The sequence below is a fragment of the Brachybacterium sp. GCM10030252 genome (assembly GCF_042666535.1).
Lineage (GTDB): Bacteria > Actinomycetota > Actinomycetes > Actinomycetales > Dermabacteraceae > Brachybacterium.
In genome coordinates this window covers 81,868-100,927 of sequence record NZ_JBHTDM010000003.1, presented here as the reverse complement: position 1 = coordinate 100,927, position 19,060 = coordinate 81,868, and the positions used below count along the sequence as shown (strand labels likewise).

Genomic DNA, 19,060 nt, shown 5'->3' with positions numbered 1-19,060 from the left:
TCAGAGACCGAGGGCGGCCTTCTTCGCCGCGTCGTAGTCCTCCTGAGTGATCAGGCCCTGATCCAGCATCTCCTTGTACTGGGCGAGCTTGGCCACCGGATCCTCCTGCTGCGGCGCTGCCTGCTGGCCGCCCTGAGGCGCCTGCTGGCCGCCCTGCTGCGGGGCGCCGCCCTGGGGCGCACCCTGCGCCGGGCCGCCCTGCTGCCCGGGCGGCGCCCAGGGCTGTGCCGGGTTCACCAGGCCGCCGGTGGCTCCCATGCCGGCACCGAACATGGCCAGCCCGGCGCCGCCGCCGTTCTCGCCGGCGTTCTCCACGCCGCGGGCCACGGACTGATTGAGGAAGGACTGCGAGCGGGCACCGGAGAGGGCGTCGGCCTTCTGCACGTCGGTGAGCAGCTCACGGGTGCGCTGGTCGTACTCGATCGAGGCGATGGCGGTCTTGACGATGGCCAGGCCGCGGTCCGTGGACCAGCGGTAACCCTCCTCGACGGCGGCGGAGAGGGACTGGGCGAAGCCCACCGAGTCACCCTGGATGCGGGAGATGCGGTTGCCCTTGTCCGGATCGTTCGTGTAGCGCGAGAACGCCTGGGCGAGGGAGCCGACGACCTCGCGGAACAGCTGGTTGCCGGCGGCGTTGTCCGGATCGGAGAAGTCGAAGACGGGGGCGTTCGGGCCGATGAAGGTGGCAGGCACGAAGTTGTGCACGAACAGCAGCGGGTCGATGATCCGCATCGTGTAAGAGCCGCGCGCGACAGCGCCCACCTGGGCGTTGAGGTAGGCGTCGTCCCAGTAGATCTCCGACTGGGTGCCGAACTTGTTGTCCGGGATCTCCTTGAGGCTGACGTAGAAGCCGAGCTGCTGCGAAGTGGGCCGGCCGCCGAACTTGAAGCGCTCCCAGGACATGCCGACGGTGGAGGCGAGGATGCCGTCGTCGGCGAACACGGACCGCGAGTCCGGGGACTGATCATTGAACTCGTAGCCGCCGGCCTCGGTGATCAGGCCCGTGGCCCGCCCGTCGACCACGGTGATCAGACCGTAGCCCTGGGGCACGAGGATCCGTGAGCCATTGGTGATGACGTTCTCCGAGCCGCGGACGTTGGAGCCGCGACCGGCATTGGTGCCGCGCGGCACGGCCGGGAACAGCGCCGCGGTCTGCGGCAGCCCGTTCGGGACGGTGAGGAAGTCCTGCCATTGGTCGGCGAACATCCCGCCGATCGCGCCTTTGAATGCCTGGATGAATCCCATGTGAGCTCCTTCGTCGCCCCCGGACGTGTGACGGGAGACATGCTATCCCGTGCCCCCGAACGCCCCCTGAGCCGCTCGCACTACCGTAGCGACCCATGGACGGGAGCCGAGGTGTCGAGCCCCGCGAGCGGAACGCGCGCGGTGCGACGAGCACGCTCGCGGCCTGGGCCGGCCGTCTCGAGCGTCGCCAGGTGCCGATCTATCTCGCGGCGATCGCGGTCGGCGCCGTCCTCGGCGCCCTGCTGCCCCGCGCCGCTGGAGCGATGGAGACCGCGGTCGAGCCGTCCATCGCGGCCCTGCTGCTGGTCACTTTCCTCGGGGTGCCGCTGACACGCTTCCGGGTCTCTGTGGCCGACGGCCGCTTCCTCGCGGCGCTCCTGGTCCTGAACTTCGTCGTCGTCCCCGTGGTGGTCTGGGCGATCACGCGTCCGCTGGCCGCCTCCCCGGCTCTGCTGATCGGTGCTCTGCTGGTGCTGCTGGCCCCGTGCATCGACTACGTCATCGTCTTCACCGCCCTGGCCGGCGGCGACCGGGAGCGTCTGCTCGCCGCGACTCCGGTGCTGATGCTCGCCCAGATGCTCGCGCTGCCGGTGCTGGTGCCGCTGCTCGGCGGCGGCGCGAGCGGTGTCGCGGATCTGATCGACGTCGGCCCGTTCATACGCGCTCTCGTCCTGCTGATCCTGCTGCCGCTGGCAGCCGCGATGCTGATCCAGCGCGTCGCACCGCGCTGGGATCTCTCGGCGACGATGGTGCCGCTGATGGTGCTGGTCCTCGTCACGGCGGTCGGCTCCCAGGTCCCCTTGATCCGCACCGGTGGGGTGCAGCTGCTGGCGCTGGTGCCCGTCTATGCGGCCTTCCTCGTCCTCGCCACGGCAGCGGGCCTGCTCCTCTCGCGCGTGGCCCGCCTCGAGGTGCGCGCGGCGCGGGCGCTCACCTTCTCCGGTGCCACTCGCAATTCGCTGGTGGTCCTCCCGCTGGCCCTGGCGATGCCTGCGCAGCTGGCGCTGGTCCCGGCGGCGGTGGTCACGCAGACGGTCGTGGAGCTCGTGGGCATGGTGGTGCTGGTGCGGGTGCTGCCGCGACTGCTGAAGGGGTGAGTCGGCTCGCGATGGGAGCTTCTGTCCCGTCGAGACCCTCTCAGTGGTCGCTATGACCCTCGGTCAGCGACAACTCAGGCGGTCTCGACGGGGACGACGGCGGACACGAGCACGGCGGAGACGGGGAAGGCGAGCGTGGCGCAGGAGATGCCTGGTGCGTCGGCCACGCCACCTCCGCCATCCGTGGCGTACGCGCTCCACAGCTCCCGCGCTCGCCGCTCGATGGCGGCGCGGACCTCTGGCTTCTGGGCGCGGTGAGTTTGGCCAGGGGTGGCGACGCCTCCCGCGATCCCGGCCATGAGGTCGTCGGCGGTGATGTGCCAGGTCCAGGTGATCTCCTCGGCGCTCTCGACGCGCAGCCCGGCACCACGCGCCAGGTCTGCCAGGCCGTGCGGCGTGCGCGGGAAGTCGAGCTCCGGAGGAAGGCGCGTGCTCGCGACGGGCACGGCACCCGCGTTCCGGGCGGCCTGCCCATACGCCGCGAGATGGGGCCCGGGCTCGGCCGGCCAGATGGTCATGGCGAGCCGTCCTCCGGGTGTCGCGACCCGCGCGAGCTCCGCGATGGTGGCTCGGGGCTCCGGTACGTGGTTGACGACGAAGTTGGCGGTGACCGCGTCGAATACCGCGTCCGGCAACGGCAGTCCCGGGGCCCCGGCCCCCACGACGCTCACGCCCGCGCCGTCGGCCTCGACCGTCCGACGGGTCAGCGCCACCATGTCGGGCTCCGGGTCCGCCGCGACCACCCGCCGCCCGGCCCGGGCCGCGGCGAGCGCGAGATCACCGGTCCCGCAGCCGACGTCGAGATGCGAGACGGCCGGTGCCGTGGCCTCCAGCAGAGCGGGCACGGCGCCCCTGCAGAGGGTCGCGAACGACCACCGGTACGCCTCTGCCACGCCGTCCCATGCCATGGCTCCATCTTCTCCTCCCCTCTCCCGACCTCTGGCATATTTCACCGCTCGTCAATATCATCGCGTCATGACGTCCTTCGGCCTGCTCGCCGATCCCGTCCGCCGTCGGATCGTCGAGATCCTCAGCGACGGTGAACGATCGGCGGGCGAGATCGGGGAAATCATCTCGGCGGAGTTCGACATCGGCCAGCCGGCAGTCTCCAATCAGCTGAGGGTGCTGCGCGAGGCCGACGCCGTACAGGTCGCCGCTGCCGGATCCCGCCGCCTCTACACGCTCTCGCCGGACGCCTTCGACGACATCGTCGCCTGGGTCGACCGCTATTCACGGCTCTGGTCCCGACGCCTGGATGCGCTCGAGACCGAGCTTGCCCGCGCGAAGCACCACAGCCTCCGCGACTCACAGGAGACCCCGTGCACCGATCGACGTCCCGCGCTCTGACCGGCACCCGCGATCGCCCGCAGCTGACCTTCAGACGCAGGTATCGGACCAGCGCCGAGAACCTGCGCGGCGCTCTCTCGACCCCCGAACGCCTCGCCCGCTGGTTCGGCCGCATCGAGGGCGAACCGTCCGGAGTCGGGGACTCCTTCACGGCCGATCTCTCCGGCGACGGATCCGACCCTGCCGGCGGCAAGGTCCTCGCCTGCGAACGCGATCTGGTGCGCGTGAGCTGGAGGTGGCAGGGGGAACCCGAGAGCGTGATCACCGCGCAGATCATCCGCCTCGCGGAGAACGACACCGAACTGCGCGTCGACCACGCTCTGCGCGAGTCGGAGCACGTGGCCGGATACGGCGGCGGATGGGAGCAGATGCTGGAGTCGCTGTCCCGTTCGGTCGCAGCGTCGACGGCAGATGCACCCGCCGACGAGGTGATCGAGCGCGAGGCGATTCAGCGGTGGGAACTGCTGCGTGCCGCACCGCTGGAGTTCCGGGAGCGAGTGCCGGCACCTGTCCATCGAGTCTGGGAGGCGTTCGCCTCGGCGCACGAGATGCGCACGTGGTTGCGACGACGATGCCCCGACCTGCACGTCGAGGCCGACGTCCGCCGTGGGGGCGGCTACCGCATCACCGCCCCGTCGGCCGGGTTCGCCCTGGAGGGCACCTATCTCGAGGTGGAGGCGCCCGAGCGCCTCGCCTTCTCGTGGACCCGGGCGGGGCACGGGGGCGAGAGCAGTGACGAGGCCGTGGACCTGCGTCTGGAGCCCGCCGGGCCGAACGCGACGCTGCTCAGCATCCGCCACTGCGGCCCCTGGACCGGCGATGAACCGGCCGGAGATCGCCGGCGGCACTGGGCAACCGCCCTCGACGGCCTCGCGGAGAAGCTGTCCTCGCCGGCGTGAGACCGGTCTGAAATCTCGCCCCGCGAGGCCGAATCCGTCTCTCGGCTCAGCCCGTGATGTCGTACTTGGCGAGGCGCCGGGTGTCGCCGGAGCTCTGGAGTTCCAGCAGCTGGGCGTAGATGCCCCCGGTCTCGGCGAGCTCGGACGGGGAGCCGATCTCGTCGATGACGCCTTCGCGCAGGGTGATGATGCGATCCACCTCGGCGATCGTGGACAGGTGGTGGGCGATGATCAGCGAGGTGCGGCCGGCCATCAGTTCGTCCAGGCCCTTCTGCACCTGGATCTCCGCCTTCGTGTCCAGCGCCGAGGTGGCCTCGTCGAGGACCAGCACGGGGGCGTCCTTGAGGATCGCGCGGGCCACGGCGATGCGCTGGCGCTGACCGCCGGAGAGCTTCAGGCCGCGTTCGCCGATCACCTGCTGGTAGCCCTCGGGGAAGCGACGGATGAAGGCGTCGGCGTTGGCGCGGCGGGCGGCCTCGCGGACCTCCTCCTCGCTCGCCTCGGGGCGACCGTAGGCGATGTTCTCCTGGATCGTGCCGGAGAAGAGGGAGGCGTCCTGGAAGACGACGCCGATGTGGGCGCGCAGCTGGTCCAGGGGCAGGTCGGCGCTGGGGTGGCCGATCACCTCGATGCTGCCGGTGCGCGGCTCGTACAGTCCCAGCAACAGGTTCACGATGGTGGACTTGCCGCCTCCGGATTCGCTGACCAGCGCGATCTTCTCGCCGGGCTCGATGTGGAAGCCGATCCCGTGCAGCACGTCCTCGCCGTCCTCGTAGGCGAAGCTGACGTCCTCGAAGGCGACCACGGGCGCGCCGGGCACCGGCTCGATCAGCGGGGACTCGGTGAGCGTGGCGACGGCGGAACCGGCCGCGGGAGCAGAGCTGGGACCAGAGGCGGAACCGGCCGCGGGAGCAGAGCTGGAACCCGAGGCGGAACCGGCCGCGGGAGCAGAGCTGGAACCCGAGGCGGACCCGTCGGCGGGAGCAGAGCTGGAACCCGATGCGCCGGCACCGACGAGCATCGGGGCCTCGGCCGCCCGCCCGTCGGCCGAACCGGCGTCCGGAGCATCGGCCGGGCGTGCAGCCATCACGGCGGCGGTGCGCGGATCGACCGGGGTCTCCATCACCCGGAAGTAGTCCTTGGAGCCCGCGATCGCGCGCTGCGCGGAGTCGATCACGAAGCTCATCGACTCCACCGGTGCTTTGGCCATGGTCATCAGCTGGACCAGCAGCACCATCTCACCGAGGGAGAACTGACCCTGGACGGTGCGCACGAAGATGATCGCGTAGATGCCGAAGAAGATGAGGTTCAGGAATGCGCGGCGGATGATGTCCATCCGGTGCCAGTGCGAGGACTGCTCCCGGGTGGTGGCGTCGGTGGAGCGGAAGCGACGGGAGAAGTCCGCCAGTTCCCCGCGCTCGCGCACGAACGACTTCACCACGCGGATCTGCCCGACCACCTCCGCGAAACGGCCGGAGGCGATATCGACCTGCTCATTCTTCTCCCCCTCGAGCCGCTGCCATTTCACCGACGTGAGCGAGGTCAGCCACACGTAGACGGGGAAGACGATCAGCAGCAGCAGCGCCAGCGGCCAGGCGTACCAGGCGCTGATCACGAGGACGGCGAAGGTCGTGATCAGCATCGACGCGAAGTTGTTCGACATCATCTTCACGAAGTTCGTGATCTCGGTGATCGACCTGTTCAGCCGAGCCACGATGGTGCCGGTGACCTCGCCGTCGAACCATCGCTGGGGCAGGTGGAGCAGCTTGTCGTAGTAGCGCACCGAGAGGATGGTGCGCATCCGGTTGCTCATCACGTCGCCGAACCAGCCGCCGACGTTGGAGACCACGGTGTTGGCCAGCTCGGCCAGCAGCACCGCGCCGGCGATCAGCAGGACGGTGCGCACAGCGGTGCCGGTGGGCGTCTCCCCGTTGACGGCGGAGGCGACGGTGTCGGTCGCGTTCCCGATCAGGAACGGCACCACCAGTCCGGCGACCGCGGTGAGGACCGAGGCGAGGATGACCGCGGCGTACAGAGGGGCGAGGGAGCGGGTGAAACGGATGATGCGCAGGAGGGACGACACCCTGCCAGCCTATGTCGCCGACACCGACGAGCCCACTGGATTCCGCCCCGAGCTGAGCAGAACGCGACCGCGGGATCCGCGAGGTTGTTGGTATGGGTGCCCGGATCCAACCGGCTCACGGATCCCGGGGCGCTCCGGCGTGAGGAGGCGGGTGCCACGAGCGAGCGGGTACGGCCCGGAACGTGCGACGCGGCCGCGCCTCAGTCCGTCTTGGGGCCGACGACGCCCAGCAGCACCCCGACCGAGCTCTTCTCCCCCGCCCGGCGCCGCCGGGCCAGTCCGGTGACCAGGGCATAGGGCACGAGCATCACGAAGCCCACGGCGCTGAGCAGGAGGATCGCGATGGTCACCGAATCGGTGACGCCGTCGGAGCGGGCCACCAGCAGGGCGGCGGCGATGTTGCGCTGGCTGGAGAGGATCGCGGGTCCGTCGGGCACCGTCAGCACGTCCCCGGCGAGATCGCCGGCGACCCGGCCGGCGACGAAGGCCAGCGCCACCAGGCCCGCGGCGACCAGCAGCACCGGGGAGAGGATCAGCTGCAGCACCAGGGCGGAGTTGGAGCCGAAGCCGGAGAGGAACATCAGCACCGCGGCGACGGCGGCGACCGTGCCGGCGGCGCGCGCGAATCTGTCGGCGTGGTGCGGGAAGACCGCAGCGATGGCGATACCGGCGATCATCGGGGAGAGCATCGTGCCCAGCAGCAGCCGCGCCACGGCCCAGCCGTCGACCTCGATGTCCTGCAGGAGCAGCGGCACCACCAGCGGCATGAAGACGATCGAGCCGAGCAGCAGCACCGCCATCGGCCCGGCGGTCTCGCCGTAGGGGATGCGGGCCATCGCTCCCAGCTGCAGGACGAACGGCGCGCCCGCCGCGCACAGGGCGATGACGAAGCCCTCGCCGGTGTGGTGGGGCAGCAGCCCGTTCAGGAGCCAGACGATCAGCGTGCCCACCGCCGGGATCACCACGAAGTTGGCACCGAGCACGGAGAAGACGGTGCGCCGGTCCCGCATCTGGAGGGCGAAGGCGCGCAGCGGCGTGCGCAGACCCATGGACAGCATCGACGCGATCGCGAATGCGGGGACGCTGACGTCGATCAGCAGACTCAGCAGGGATCCGATCGTGTGCACCACGAAAGGTTACGCGCGCACGGCGCGTGATGGTCAGATCCAGCCATTGTCCGAGGCGGTCCTCACGGCCTCGGCGCGGCTGCTGACCCCGAGCTTGCCGATCGCGGCGGAGACGTGGTTGCGCACGGTGCCCTCGCTGAGGAACAGCGTGGCGGCGATCTGCGCGGTGCCGGCGCCGGTCGCGGCGGCCTGCAGCACCTCGGTCTCCTTCGGGGTCAGCGGGCTGGGGCCGACGGCGAGGGACTGCGCGGCCAGTTCGGGGTCGACCACCCGCAGCCCCTGGTCGACGCGGCGGATCGCGTCCACCAGCCGCTCGACGGGGGTGTCCTTGACCATGAAGCCCTGGGCCCCGGCCTCCATGGTGCGGCGCAGGTACCCGGCGCGACCGAACGTGGTCAGCACGATGATGCGGGGGCCGGTGCCAGGTGCTTCCCGCAGCGCCTCGGCGACGGCGATGCCGTCCTCGGGGCCGGGCGTACCGTCGGCCGAGGCGCCGGCAGGCATCTGCACATCCAGCAGCAGCACGTCGGGGCGGTGCTCGGCCACGGCCGCGAGGGTGCTCGCCCCGTCGGCCGCTTCACCGACCACCTCCAGGTCCGGTTCCAGGCGCAGCAGAGCAACTAGGCCCGAGCGCAGGATCGACTGGTCGTCGGCGACCACGAGCCGGATCATGCCGCCTCCCCCGCGGTCACTGCCCCCATGGTCGCGGTCAGCCGGGTGCCGTCCTCCCCGGAGTCGACGTCCAGGTGCCCGCCGGCGATGGCGACACGGGCCTCGAGGCCCTGCAGCCCGGAGCGGCGGGCGGTCTCCGGGAAGCCGGTGCCGTTGTCGCTGACGCTCACCGAGTTCTCGTCCACCGCGATCGTGGCGCGGGTGGCGCCGGAGTGGCGCACGATGTTGGTCACGCCCTCGCGGATGACGTAGCCGAACAGTTCGGCGCGCTCGTCAGGCAGCGGCGGCAGCGCCGTCGGGACCTCGGCCTGGATGCCGACGGTGGCGAGCACGGAACGGGCCGAGGCGATCTCGGAGGCGGCGCGCACGGCCTGCATCCCGCTGGCGGTGGCGCGGACGTCGGACAGCGCCTGACGGACGGTGTCCTCGATGTGCACCAGTTGCTCGCGGGCGGCCTCGGGGTCGCTCTCCAGCAGCCGGCGCGCCAGCTGGGCGGAGATGGTCAGCGAGGTCAGGGAGTGGCCGAGCAGGTCGTGGAGGTCGCGGCCGATGCGCTCGCGCTCCGCGGCGACGGCGAGCACGGCGTTGCGCTGCTGGGCCGCCTCGAGCTCTTCCTGCAGCATCTGCTGGCGGATGCCGTAGCCGATCCCCCAGGCCATCACCATCCCCATGATCGCGAGCCCCGCCGCGACGTACTCCCCCACGGCGATCGCGGTGGAGCCGACCAGAATGCACATCACCACCATGGAGGGCACGGCCCACCGCCACGGCAGCAGCAGCACGTGCGTCATCGCCTGGAACATCACCATGTACAGCACGTACACGCCGAGGATCGGCACGAGCACCAGCAGCAGCCCCGTGCACACCGCGAACCACGCCAGCCGCACCCGCTGGGGGTAGAGGCCGACGCCGGTGGCGTACATGAACAGCGCTGCGTAGACCATGAGCAGCAGCGTCACGGCCGCGGCGCGCGGCCCGGGGCCGTCGATCCATGCCATGACGATGGGGACGGCGGTGAACATCACCGGAGGCAGCGCGAAGGGCAGCCCACCGGAGTCGACGGCCGCCCGGTGTATCGCCCGCGGCGTCAGGGGCCGGGCGGCGGCCTCGCTCTCGCTGCCGCGCGCCCAGGATCCCCAGCTCGGCGCCTCGGTGGTCTCCATGCGGGCCATTGTGTCAGCGGCCACCTCAGCGGCGGGTCAGGCCCACGGCCCGGGTCATGCTCACCGCGCACAGCACCGCCAGCACCACGGTCCAGGCGCCGATCACCAGCAGCCCGGTCACCGGCAGGTCGCCTCCGTACAGGGTCCATTCGCCGAGGCTGGAAATCCAGTAGGTCGGCAGTGCGCGACCGAAGTCCTGCATCCACTGCGGGAACATCTCCAGCGGCATCCACAGCCCGCCGAAGATCGCCATCGCCATCATGGTGACCACGCCGCCGGCCATCGCAGCGCCGCCCTTGAGGACCATGCCCAGCACCAGTCCGATCAGGATGGTGGGCAGCAGTCCCAGCCACAGCACGGCCAGGGTCGCCAGGAGCGGGCCGACGGCCGTCTCGACGCCGGTGACGGCCCCGACCAGGCCCACGGCGATCAGCGCAGGGACGATCACGGCGCTGGCGGCCATCACGGAGCCGACCAGGAACGAGCGCGGAGACAGCCCGGCCACGATCAGCTGGCGCAGGAATCCGTTGCGCTGGTCCTCCTGGATCTGGGTGCCGGCGGTGACGGCGGCGCCGAGCCCGCCGTAGGCGGCCATGTTGATCATGACCATGCCGCGGGCCTGGCCGCCGTCCATGTCCCCGAGCATCATCGAGAACAGCAGGTACATGCCGACCGGCAGGGCGATGGTGAAGACCATGAAGATGACGTTGCTGACGGTCATGCGGGTGGTGTGCAGCGCGTAGCGCACGGTGCGGGTGGCCGCCGACGGGACGGCCGAGGCGCGGACGGGGAGCGTGGGGGCTGCGGTGCTCATCGCTGGGCTCCTTCGGGATCATCGGGGTCCGTGTGGTCGGTGATGTGCAGGAACGCCTCCTCGAGGCCGGGCGCGGAGACCAGCACCTCGTGGACGTCCTCGGCGAGGGGGCCCGTGAACAGGGCGGCCAGTGCCGCGTCGGAATCCGAGCAGACCGCGCGGACCCGCCCGGGGTCGGTCTCGTCGACCCCCGCGCTCTCGACGCCGGGCAGCTGCGCGAGCTGCTCGGGCCCGGCGCCGCGGAGGGTGATGACGCGGCCGGCGACGATCGCGCTGATCTCGGCTCCGGTGCCGTCGGCGACGACGTGTCCGCGGTCCATGACGACCACGCGGGCGGCTTCCCGCTCGGCCTCCTCGAGGTGATGGGTGGCGAAGACGATGGTGCGGCCGGTGGCGGCGACGGCGCGCATCTGGACCCAGAAGGCGCGGCGGGCACCGACGTCCATGCCCACGGTGGGCTCGTCCAGCAGCAGCACCTGCGGGTCGCCGAGCAGCGCGATCGCGAAACGGACCCGCTGCGCCTCGCCGCCGGAGAGGGCGCCGATGCGGCGCGTGAGGAGATCGCCGACGGCGGCCTGCTCGACCGCGTCGGCCAGCGGCATGGGGTGGGGCTGGAGGGCGTGCAGCATCTGCAGCATCGCCCGCACCTTCTGGTCCGGCAGCAGCGCCCCGGCCTGGAGCATGGCGCCGATCAGCCCGGTGCGGGTGGCGGTGACGGGGTCGGCGCCGAGGACGCTGACCGCCCCGGTGTCGGGACCGGCCAGGCCCACCATCATCTCCATGGCGGTGGACTTGCCGGCGCCGTTGGGGCCCAGCAGCGCGACGATCTCGCCGTGACCGACCTCGAGGTCGAGGTCCTGGACGGCGCGGACCTGGCCGTAGTGCTTGGTGACGCCGCGCAGGCTGATGGCGGCGGCCGGAGGGGGCTCGTGCGGTGCACGGCCGGGGGCGGGAGCAGTGGGGCCGGGAGCGGTCGTGGTGTTCATGGCAGCGAGTCTTGCGAGCCTCGGCCCCCGGCCCCAGACCCTGCGATCACCCTCGACCCATGACAGTCGTCATGGCGCGGGGAGCTACGCTGGATCGGTGCTGATCAGACAGGTGCGGCCCCTGGATGCCGCCTCCGGCGAGGTCCCGGCCCGGCCGGTGGACCTGCGCGTTCGTGACGGCGTGATCACCGAGGTGGCCGCCGAGCTGACCCGCTCCCCCGGGGAGGAGGTCCTCGAGGGCGGCGGGGCGCCGGCGATCCCCGGCCTGTGGGACCAGCATGTCCACACAGGTCAGCTCGCCCAGGCGCACTCCCGCCTCGACACCAGCGGTGCCGGGAGCGTCGGCGTGATCCTCGAGCTGGTCCGGCGCGAGCTCGGGCGCCGCCGCGAGACCGGCACCGATCCTCGACAGGCGCTGATCGGATTCGGCCACCGGCTGATCGACTTCGCGGTGCCGCCGACGGTGCCGGCTCTGGATGAGGCCACCGGCCCTGTGCCGACCGTGCTGATCGGCGGCGACGCCCACCACGCCTGGCTGAACTCCGCGGCGCTGGAGCTGCTGGGGCTCCCGGCGCGGGACGGAATCGTCGCCGAGGACGAGTGGTTCGACCTCGCCCCGCAGCTGACAGCGCTGCCCGGCGTCGCCGAGTCCTTCGCCACCGGCGCGGCGATGATGCAGCGGCAGGCGCTCCAGCGCGGCGTCGTCGGCCTGGTCGACATGGAATGGGGGCGGCCCTGGCTCGAGTGGCCAGCCCGCTCTCCCCGGTTGCGGGTGCGCACCGCCGTGTACATCGCCGAGCTCGAGAACGCTCCGGGGTCGACGGGCACCGTGCTCGACGAGACCGGACTGGTGAGGATGGGCCCGCTGAAGGTGATCGTCGACGGCGCGCTGGGCTCCCATTCCGCCTACACCCGCGAGGCCTATACCGATGGGCACGGGTACGCCGGCCGCGGCGTGCTCAGCGTCGGCCCCGAGCAGCTCACCGCGGCACTGGCCCGGGCGAAGGCGCTGGGGCTGACGGCCGCGATCCACGCGATCGGGGACGCCGCCGCCGCGGTCGCCCTCGACGCCGTCGAGCAGGTCGGCATCGCCGCCCGCATCGAGCACGCGCAGATGCTCACCGACCGCGACGTGGCGCGGATGGCGGCCCTGGGAGTGACGGCCTCGGTCCAGCCCGCGCACCTGCTCGAGGACCGGGACGTCACCGAGAATCTGTGGCCCGGACGCAGTGGCGAGGCCTTCCGACTGCGGGACCTGCTGGGGGCCGGCGTCCCGCTGGCGCTGGGGTCCGACGCCCCCGTGGCGCCGCTGGATCCGTGGCTGGCGATGGCCGCCGCCGTCCACCGCAGCGCCGACGAGCGCGAGGGCTGGCACCCTGAGCAGCAGCTGCAGCCGCTCGAGGCTCTTGCCGCCTCGACCGACGGGATCACGGCCCTGCGCCCGGGCGGCCCGGGAGACGTGGTGCTGCTGGCCGAGGATCCCTTCGCCGACGTGCCGCTCGGGCCCGACGGGCTCATGGTCGACACCGCGGCGCGCGAGGCGGCGGAGAAGCTGCGGGCCGCGGAGGTCCTGGCGACCGTCGTCGGCGGGACGATCGGCACGAGCTGACCGAGCCGGCCGGGCCGGTCAGCGCGCGTCGGACTCCGGGAGCTGCCCGGTCTCGGTGACGTCGCGGGCGATGTCCCGCAGCTTCCGATTCAGGTGGTTGCTGGCGTGTTTGAGCAGCTCGAACGCCTCCGGCTCGGTGACCCGATGGACCGACATCAGGATTCCCACAGCGGCCCCGATCTGCCGGCTGGTGCTCAGCGCCGCACCCAGCGTCGCTGCCTCATGCGTGCTGTCCGCGAGGGCCATCAGCACGGAGGCGTGGGTCGCGAACAGGGCACCGAGCGTGACGGCGTCGTCGTCGAAGGCCTCGCCGGTGCCTGCATAGAGGTTCAGCGCGGTGGGTGAGGGCGTCTCCATCAGGTGGAAGGCGAGCACACCCCGCACCGGTGTGTCCTCCAGGGCGAGAGCCGTGAACTCCGGCCAGCGGGTCTCCGTCGAGAGGTCACTGCTGCGCACGGACTCCGATCCGGCGGCGGCCTCCAGGCACGGTCCCTGGCCGGTGCGGTCCTGGAGCTCGTCGAGCCGGCGGGCGATGTCATCGCTGCAGGCGACCAGGCGCGCCTGGCCGTTCTCGGGACGGGCCGTGATGCCGGCCCAGTCACAGCCGGGGATGGACGTGGGCGCGAGATCGACCAGACGCTGGCGAGCGACGGCCGGCGAGCCCCCGGAGGTGAGGTACGTGCTCAGGCGACGGAATTCGAGTGCCAGCTCGTGAACAGTCCTGCCAGGCATCCGCGCGCCTTCCTTCCGGTTGTGCTCCCACAGTCACGTACCTGCGTTCGTCGAGTTCCCGTTCGGCCGCCATGCGAGGCCGGCGAGGTCCAGGACCTCCTGGACAGGCGTGTCCTCGCTCGCGAGCAGATCGAGCTCGTGCCCATAGGCGACGAGCCGTTCCCGCATCTCGAGCAGCACCCGGACTCCTGCCCTGGCCAGGAACTCGACAGCGGTCAAGTCTACGGTCAGGGGGTGCAATCCGCCCCGGCAGGCACCGTCCAGATGGTCGGCGAACCGCTGCGAGTTCGTGGTATCGACCTCGCCGGAGGCAGTGACCGTCGGCGGCAGGCCGTCGACTCGCAGGCGCAGCTCCGGCATGTCCAGGCGCGTCCGCTCGGGACGGAGAGAGGACCGCGGCGCCCGCCGCAGGCGTCGATGCAGGATCACGACGGTGCCGTCCTCGTCCCCGTCAGATTGGCCGTGCCGGATGTCGAGCGCGTCGGTGAAGGTCCGAGCGATCCACAGGCCGCGGCCACCGGCGGCTCCGGGCGCAGCGGGAACCTGCCACTGTCCGTGATCGCCGACGACCAGCGTGAGCACCCCGTCGACCTCGAGCGTCCCCTCGACGCTCACGGTCCCCGCGGCACGGTCGCGGTACGCGTGCTCGATCGCATTGGTGACCAGCTCGACGGCGGCCACGTCCACGTCCTGCCTGTCCGCATCCGAGCATCCCAGCTGTGCGAGCCAGTCCGCGAGCGCGGTGCGCACCTCGCTCAGGCCGGCGGCCGAGGCGACGACGTCGCAGCGCAACGGCGGGATGGCCTCCTCTCGACGACGGGCCGCAAGGACGGCGATATCCCCATCGGGGCCGGGGCCGGCGAACCGCTCGATCGCCTCACGGCAGATCTGCTCCGCCGTCGACTCGGGGTCCTCGACCGTCCCCATCGCTGCCGTCCCCTCCGGCGTCGTGGCATTTCCCGGCAGATCGCGGATGTTCCCGGTGCAGAGCACCACCGTCTCACCCGGCTCGAGACGCACCGTGGTCACCAGCGGCGGGCATCCGGTGCCCAACGGGGGCGATCCGCTCGCCACCAGGGAGCGCCGCGACCCGTCGGCCGAGACGATCAGCGGAGGCGGATGTCCTCCCGTGCAATAGGTCAGCTCACCACCTGCCGGGTCCAACACAGCGAGGCACACCGTGGCGGTGCGGATCGTGCGCACCCGGGAAGCGACGGAATCGACCTTCCCTACCGCGTTCCGCACATCGCCGGTCTCGAACAGGGTCTCGGCGAGCAGCAGGCGAAGATGACTTGCCGCGACCGCAGCCCCCAGCCCTTGGCCGGGGCTGTCGCCGACCATCAGCGCGACTCGGCCACCGGCGAGTGGCACGGCGTCGAACCAGTCGCCCCCGCGTTCCTGCTCACCGGATTCTCCGTCGTGCGCAGTCGTGTACTGCACGGCGATGTCCACCAGTGGCAGCACCGGGAGCTCGGCGGGCAGCAACGCCTGGTCGAGCGCGAAGTCGGCCTCCCGGCGCCGGCGCACCCGCTCGCTCACGTCGATGTGAACGATCAGGACGCTGTCGATCCGCCCCTGGTCGTCGCGCCGGGGCCGGAGATCGACGTCGACGAACGACTCCCCTGTGCCCCCGGAGGCACCACGGGGCACGAGCCATTCCCTGACCGTGACGCTTTCGGCGGTGGACATGACCTGCTGTGTCGCCTCGAGCAGCCGCTGTCCCTGCGGGGATGGGAGAACCTCGCCCAGTGGGACGCCGAGCAGGTCGTCCCGGCCCGCGAAGCACCGGTAGGCGGCGTTCGCCGCCGCGATGAGGTGAGCAGACCCGTGGACGATCACGACGGGGTACGGAAGACCCTCGAAACCCTCGCGGGCGATCTCGTGATCGCCGATGCGCCGCATCGGATCGGCGGGGTCGCCGGAACCGGTCATCGTGCAGTCCTCTCGTTGGCGGGCAGGTTACGACAAACCCCGCCCGACGGCGCAATTCCCCGCCCTCACCCGCCCGTCGTCTCCTATCGGTCGCGTCCGTGCGTGCCCGCTGTGGGCTTGCGCACCATCGCGAGACGAAGTACTTTCACCAGTAGGTCCGGCAAGTGGCCAAGAGTTTTCGTCCTGCGCGAATCGAGGCTTGCCATGAACCCTCCGCTACTCGTCAACCACCCCGCCGATGGCGGGTGGAGACCCCATACGCAGTCGCCCACCGGGATGAGTTCCACCCCGGGGCCCGCGACCGCAGGAATCCGGCCGGCCCAGCATGGCCCGGCCGACACCGCGGGGGTGCAGTCATGACGCGCGCACCCTCCACCGATGAAGGTTCCCTGGTCACGTCCAGCCGAACCACCGCGACCACGGCCACCCCGGCGACCGGGACCACGTCCCCGCGCTCGGCGACCCCGGCCGGCGCCCGGTCGGGACGGCCCGATCTCAACGTCGTCGGCGATGCGCCGGCACAGGCACCGGCGAAGATCGAGCACGGGTCCCGGCGTGAATCCATTCTGGACGGCGCGTCCGAGCTGTTCGCGGAGTACGGCTACTACGGGGCCAGCCTGCGCGACATCTCCCGCCGGGTCGGGCTCTCCCATCCCGGGATGCTCCATCATTTCTCCTCGAAGGATGAGCTGCTCGGAGGCGTGATCGACCGGCTCGAGGCGCATGCTCAGCAAGCGCTCGATCGCAAGGAGGAGTTCTGCTCCGACGGTGACGCGCTCCTGCGGGGCCTGACAGAGATGTGGAACCCGGGCTCGCACCTCATCCAGCTCTTGGCGACCCTCGACGCCGACGCCATCAGCGACGACCATCCCGGCCGATTCCGGATGGCTCGGCTGCGCCGCGTGCACGAGCACGTGCTCGAGCACTGTTTCGTCGCGCTCGAGAAGAACGGCCAGCTGCGCAGCTGCGTGGATCCGGAGTTCGCCAGCCGCGCCATGCTGGCGCTGATCCTGCGGGACGCGGTGCGTGAGCGCACGGTGCGGACGCTGCAGCGCGAGGACCACAACGACTCCCCCGTCAAGGACGTCTGCGACCTGGCGCGTACTTTTCTGCTGGACCGCACGGAGTGAGTCGGGCGTAGCGGGTCCCGCGACCGGGGCTCGCGCGTCCGAGTGCGGCGATCGGGGGCTCGGCTGTCCCCACATCGGCACCTGGCGGTGCGCTCCATGAGAGCGTGCCGGGCAGGTGCCGATTCGCGTCCCGGGAGACGGAGGAGCCGGTGCTGGGCCGTCCGCGGGAGACCTACCGGTTGCCCGAGCACGAAGCCCACCGCTCCGAGGCCGAGTGGATCATCGAGAATGCCACCCTTGAGCGCGCGTCCATACATATGTATGCTTGAACCCATACAGACGTATGGCTGGAGGGTGCCGTGTTGCGAATGATTCAACTCGTCGGGCTCGCCGCTCCGATCATCGGAGCCGCATTCCTCGTCCTGTTCCGGCAGCGCGCTCCCGGCCCGGTCACCGTCGGGCTCCTCGCCTGCGCAGCGGGCATCGCTGCATCGATCATCGGCCTCCTCAGCGAGAAGTCCGTCTTCCTGGGCAGAGACCTCGAGGGGATGACGCATCACCTCGAAATGTGGGGCATGGTGCGTCTGACCGTCATCGCTCTGACCGTCGTACTTCTCATGACGGCAGCGGGCCTCGGACCCCATGTCTCCCCCACCTGGATTCCTCTGCTCCTGACCGGCGGCGTCTCCTCGGCGGCCGGAGCGGCGCTGCGCTTTGTCCCTATCGATCTCGGCCCCGAGCACGAGGGGCTGACGTTCCTCGCACTGATGGTCAGTGAGGCGTTGCAGTTCGGACTGATCGGCATCGGGATGATCCTCATGTGTCTTGCGGTGGTCGCCTCGCGGCCCGCCAAGGATGGCCGGGATGAGCCCCTGGCCCTGGCCCGGCGCATCGCCGGCTCGCTGTGGCGGCTACGCCGGAGCCTCCTGCGTTCATAGTCCTAACATCGGAAGATGTCCCGAGAACTCATCCAGCGCGCCATCATCGACACGATCGCCGAGGGGGGCATCGCCGGGCTCAGCGTCCGCGCCGTCGCCTCCCGTGCTGACGTCGCCATCGGAACAGTGCAGCATCACTACCGCAGCCGCACCGACATGCTCCTCGCCGCGATGGAGAACATCATCGCGACCACAGGGCTGGAGCACGGGAGATCGCCCGACAAGACGACAGAGAGCCAGCTTCATACTCTGATCGATCTGATGCTGCCCTCGCCGGACCGGACCACCGTCGCCCGCGTCTGGCTGGCCTTCGCCGCGCAGGCTGCCGTCGACCCTACTGTCGCCGAGCGCTACCAAGACATCTGGCACCGCACCCGTCGAGGGCTGACCGAGCTCCTCGCCGAGGCGCGCCCGCACGCATCCTGGGCGCAGGCGGAGTCGGCCGCCACTGAGCTGCTCGCTCTCCTGGACGGCCTGACCGTGAGCGTGCTGGCCGAACCTCGGAGCGTGTCGCCTGACACGGCACGCTCCATCGCCGGGACTCGGCTCCGAGCGCTCCTTGCCGACGTCGGGTGAAGACAGGAGCCGCTCAGGGGAAACCGGGCGCGGGCAGCACGCAGAACTCGTTGCCCGACGGGTCGGCGTATACGCGCCATGGGAGTTCGCCCCAGTCGGGATGGAGCTCCCGACCCCCGCGCTCAGCGATCCCCGCAGCGACCTCGTCGGCGTCGTCACCCGGCTCGAGGCGGATGTCCAGGTGCATCCGATTCTTCCCCTCGCCCTTCGGCGCGGACTCGTGGCACAGCTCCAGCAACGGCCCGCGCTGCGAGGGGTGCCGCAGGCTGCGAGGGGCGACACCCGGCGCGTCGCCCCACCCGCTCAGCCAGGACCAGAAGTCGGCGTCCCGCTGCGGGTCCGCTGAGTCCAGCGGCAGAGCCGCGATGGGGCCCGTCTCGACATAGACGTCGCGGTGCTCCATCACGCAAAAGGGGTTGCCTTCGACGTCGCCGAGCACGATCCACGGCACGTCACCTTGACCGATGTCGAGGTCCCTCGCTCCGAGTTCGCGAAGTCTCTCAGCGACCTCGGACTGTTCGGCGCCGCCCGCGAGATCGACGTGCAGCCTCACAGGAGAGACCGGGGGCTCGGGGACACGGACGAAGCACAAGTCCAGGTACGCGTCATCGGTGAGGGGCAGGCGCGTCTCATAGACCTCGTCCTCGACGGTCAGCGCCGTCGTGCCGAGCGCCGCTTCCCAGAAGCGCCCGAGTCGTACCGGATCCGTGGCGTCGATGCCGATGTTCTCCAGAAACATGGATTCAGTCTCGCCCGGCGCGGACCGCTCG

General features: G+C 71.0%; 18 protein-coding genes. 7 read left to right on the top strand and 11 right to left on the bottom strand.

The features are described 5' to 3' along the window. Window positions 1–1,245, bottom strand: a complete 1,245-nt coding sequence (locus ACFQRJ_RS00480) for an SHOCT domain-containing protein (protein ID WP_377015904.1) — start codon at window positions 1,243–1,245, stop codon at window positions 1–3. A gap of 95 nt (window positions 1,246–1,340) precedes the next feature. Here ACFQRJ_RS00480 and ACFQRJ_RS00475 point away from each other — a divergent pair, with 95 nt between their 5' ends. After that, the gene (locus tag ACFQRJ_RS00475; RefSeq protein WP_377015902.1) at window positions 1,341–2,342 is read left to right on the top strand and encodes a bile acid:sodium symporter; all 1,002 of its coding nucleotides are present in this window, start codon (window positions 1,341–1,343) and stop codon (window positions 2,340–2,342) included. Between the two features lie 74 nt (window positions 2,343–2,416). On the opposite strand, the gene ACFQRJ_RS00470 is transcribed toward ACFQRJ_RS00475, so the two are convergent. Beyond that, complete coding sequence (locus tag ACFQRJ_RS00470; protein ID WP_377015900.1) at window positions 2,417–3,250, bottom strand: class I SAM-dependent methyltransferase; 834 nt, start codon at window positions 3,248–3,250, stop codon at window positions 2,417–2,419. Between the two features lie 67 nt (window positions 3,251–3,317). On the opposite strand from ACFQRJ_RS00470, the gene ACFQRJ_RS00465 reads away from it, so the two are divergent. Together ACFQRJ_RS00465 and ACFQRJ_RS00460 are read left to right on the top strand one after the other, a co-directional pair. Then, the gene (locus ACFQRJ_RS00465) at window positions 3,318–3,689 is read left to right on the top strand and encodes an ArsR/SmtB family transcription factor (protein WP_377015898.1); all 372 of its coding nucleotides are present in this window, start codon (window positions 3,318–3,320) and stop codon (window positions 3,687–3,689) included. Beyond that, window positions 3,662–4,588 carry an SRPBCC family protein gene (locus tag ACFQRJ_RS00460; RefSeq protein ID WP_377015896.1) on the top strand — a complete coding sequence of 309 codons (927 nt, stop codon included), beginning with the start codon at window positions 3,662–3,664 and terminating at the stop codon, window positions 4,586–4,588. Before ACFQRJ_RS00465 ends, ACFQRJ_RS00460 begins: the two co-directional genes overlap by 28 nt. Window positions 4,589–4,634: 46 nt before the next feature. Here ACFQRJ_RS00460 and ACFQRJ_RS00455 read toward each other — a convergent pair whose 3' ends face one another. The 6 genes from ACFQRJ_RS00455 to ACFQRJ_RS00430 all read right to left on the bottom strand — a co-directional run bounded on the left by ACFQRJ_RS00455 (window position 4,635) and on the right by ACFQRJ_RS00430 (window position 11,433). Next, complete coding sequence (locus tag ACFQRJ_RS00455) at window positions 4,635–6,671, bottom strand: ABC transporter ATP-binding protein (RefSeq protein WP_377015894.1); 2,037 nt, start codon at window positions 6,669–6,671, stop codon at window positions 4,635–4,637. Window positions 6,672–6,871: 200 nt separating this feature from the next. Next, window positions 6,872–7,798, bottom strand: a complete 927-nt coding sequence (locus ACFQRJ_RS00450) for a Na+-dependent transporter (protein WP_377015892.1) — start codon at window positions 7,796–7,798, stop codon at window positions 6,872–6,874. A 33-nt stretch (window positions 7,799–7,831) separates the two neighbouring features. Next, window positions 7,832–8,470 carry a response regulator gene (locus ACFQRJ_RS00445; RefSeq protein ID WP_377015890.1) on the bottom strand — a complete coding sequence of 213 codons (639 nt, stop codon included), beginning with the start codon at window positions 8,468–8,470 and terminating at the stop codon, window positions 7,832–7,834. Beyond that, entirely contained in the window at window positions 8,467–9,633 is a 1,167-nt protein-coding gene (locus tag ACFQRJ_RS00440; RefSeq protein ID WP_377015888.1) for a sensor histidine kinase, read from the bottom strand. Before ACFQRJ_RS00440 ends, ACFQRJ_RS00445 begins: the two co-directional genes overlap by 4 nt. Window positions 9,634–9,658: 25 nt before the next feature. Next, window positions 9,659–10,447, bottom strand: coding sequence for an ABC transporter permease (locus ACFQRJ_RS00435; protein ID WP_377015886.1), 789 nt, complete (start codon window positions 10,445–10,447; stop codon window positions 9,659–9,661). Then, window positions 10,444–11,433, bottom strand: a complete 990-nt coding sequence (locus tag ACFQRJ_RS00430; protein ID WP_377015884.1) for an ABC transporter ATP-binding protein — start codon at window positions 11,431–11,433, stop codon at window positions 10,444–10,446. Before ACFQRJ_RS00430 ends, ACFQRJ_RS00435 begins: the two co-directional genes overlap by 4 nt. Before the next feature lie 97 nt (window positions 11,434–11,530). Here ACFQRJ_RS00430 and ACFQRJ_RS00425 point away from each other — a divergent pair, with 97 nt between their 5' ends. Next, complete coding sequence (locus ACFQRJ_RS00425; RefSeq protein ID WP_377015882.1) at window positions 11,531–13,042, top strand: amidohydrolase; 1,512 nt, start codon at window positions 11,531–11,533, stop codon at window positions 13,040–13,042. An 18-nt stretch (window positions 13,043–13,060) separates the two neighbouring features. Here the strand turns inward: ACFQRJ_RS00425 and ACFQRJ_RS00420 are convergent, their stop codons facing one another. After that, the gene (locus ACFQRJ_RS00420) at window positions 13,061–13,774 is read right to left on the bottom strand and encodes a GAF and ANTAR domain-containing protein (RefSeq protein WP_377015880.1); all 714 of its coding nucleotides are present in this window, start codon (window positions 13,772–13,774) and stop codon (window positions 13,061–13,063) included. Between the two features lie 33 nt (window positions 13,775–13,807). Then, window positions 13,808–15,706, bottom strand: a complete 1,899-nt coding sequence (locus ACFQRJ_RS00415) for a SpoIIE family protein phosphatase (RefSeq protein ID WP_377015878.1) — start codon at window positions 15,704–15,706, stop codon at window positions 13,808–13,810. 356 nt (window positions 15,707–16,062) lie between these two features. Here ACFQRJ_RS00415 and ACFQRJ_RS00410 point away from each other — a divergent pair, with 356 nt between their 5' ends. From ACFQRJ_RS00410 to ACFQRJ_RS00400, 3 genes are all read left to right on the top strand, one after another. After that, entirely contained in the window at window positions 16,063–16,836 is a 774-nt protein-coding gene (locus ACFQRJ_RS00410) for a TetR/AcrR family transcriptional regulator (RefSeq protein ID WP_377015876.1), read from the top strand. 308 nt (window positions 16,837–17,144) lie between these two features. Further along, on the top strand, window positions 17,145–17,714 hold the full coding sequence (locus ACFQRJ_RS00405) for a hypothetical protein (protein ID WP_377015874.1): 570 nt from the start codon (window positions 17,145–17,147) through the stop codon (window positions 17,712–17,714). Between the two features lie 15 nt (window positions 17,715–17,729). After that, window positions 17,730–18,290: a TetR/AcrR family transcriptional regulator gene (locus tag ACFQRJ_RS00400; protein WP_377015872.1), complete on the top strand. Its 561-nt coding sequence runs from the start codon at window positions 17,730–17,732 to the stop codon at window positions 18,288–18,290. A gap of 13 nt (window positions 18,291–18,303) precedes the next feature. On the opposite strand, the gene ACFQRJ_RS00395 is transcribed toward ACFQRJ_RS00400, so the two are convergent. Further along, complete coding sequence (locus ACFQRJ_RS00395) at window positions 18,304–19,029, bottom strand: VOC family protein (RefSeq protein WP_377015870.1); 726 nt, start codon at window positions 19,027–19,029, stop codon at window positions 18,304–18,306. Window positions 19,030–19,060: the final 31 nt, after the last annotated feature.